Below are 1,516 nucleotides of genomic sequence, written 5' to 3'. Positions count from 1 at the left end.
TGGTCAAGTCCTCGGCCTATTAGTACCGGTCAGCTCCACACGTTACCGCGCTTCCACACCCGGCCTATCAACCCGGTCGTCTACCGGGAGCCTTACCCCCTCACAGGGTGGGAGACCTCATCTCGAGACGAGCTTCCCGCTTAGATGCTTTCAGCGGTTATCCCTTCCGAACGTAGCCAACCAGCCATGCCCTTGGCAGAACAACTGGCACACCAGAGGTTCGTCCGTCCCGGTCCTCTCGTACTAGGGACAGCCTCTCTCAAGTCTCCTACGCGCGCAGCGGATAGGGACCGAACTGTCTCGCGACGTTCTAAACCCAGCTCGCGTACCGCTTTAATGGGCGAACAGCCCAACCCTTGGGACCTACTCCAGCCCCAGGATGCGACGAGCCGACATCGAGGTGCCAAACCATCCCGTCGATATGGACTCTTGGGGAAGATCAGCCTGTTATCCCCGGGGTACCTTTTAGCCGTTGAGCGACACCACTTCCACACGTCGGTGCCGGATCACTAGTCCCAGCTTTCGCTCCTGCTCGACCCGTCAGTCTCACAGTCAAGCCCCCTTGTGCACTTACACTCGAAACCTGATTACCAACCAGGCTGAGGGAACCTTTGGGCGCCTCCGTTACCCTTTAGGAGGCAACCGCCCCAGTTAAACTACCCACCAGACACTGTCCCCCACCCGGATCCACGGGCGCGGGTTAGACATCCAAAACGACCAGAGTGGTATTTCACCAATGACTCCACCATCACTAGCGTGACAGCTTCCCAGTCTCCCACCTATCCTACACAAGCCGTCCCAAACACCAATGTCAAGCTGTAGTGAAGGTCCCGGGGTCTTTCCGTCCTGCTGCGCGTAACGAGCATCTTTACTCGTAGTGCAATTTCACCGGGTCTGCGGTTGAGACAGCGGGGAAGTCGTTACGCCATTCGTGCAGGTCGGAACTTACCCGACAAGGAATTTCGCTACCTTAGGATGGTTATAGTTACCACCGCCGTTTACCGGCGCTTAAGTTCTCAGCTTCGCCCGAATCACTTCGGACTAACCGGTCCCCTTAACGTTCCGGCACCGGGCAGGCGTCAGTCCGTATACATCGTCTTACGACTTCGCACGGACCTGTGTTTTTAGTAAACAGTCGCTTCCCCCTGGCCTCTGCGACCCCCACCAGCTCAGACAGCACGTGCCCTCACCAGCAGAGGCCCCCCTTCTCCCGAAGTTACGGGGGCAATTTGCCGAGTTCCTTAACCACAGTTCACCCGAACGCCTCAGTATTCTCTACCTGACCACCTGAGTCGGTTTAGGGTACGGGCCGCCGCAACACTCACTAGAGGCTTTTCTCGGCAGCATAGGATCACCCACTTCGCCACAATCGGCTCGGCATCACACCTCAGGCACATGAGAGACGGATTTGCCTATCTCTCGCCCTACATGCTTACCCCGGGAACAACCATCGCCCGGGATGGGCTACCTTCCTGCGTCACCCCATCGCTTACCTACTACCAGATCAGGCCGAGCG

General features: G+C 57.8%; 1 other annotated feature (cut by a window edge).

From position 1 onward, the window contains the following. Window positions 1–1,516 (bottom strand) — a sequence feature (mutual gap in cmsearch alignment for this rRNA model is longer than 100) (it continues 2,127 nt past the right edge of the window).

Origin of the sequence: Acrocarpospora macrocephala, from assembly GCF_009687865.1 — a bacterium.
GTDB classification, from domain to species: Bacteria; Actinomycetota; Actinomycetes; order Streptosporangiales; family Streptosporangiaceae; genus Acrocarpospora; species Acrocarpospora macrocephala.
The sequence above is the reverse complement of the archived record's forward strand: the minus strand, read 5'-3'. Positions and strand labels throughout refer to the sequence as shown.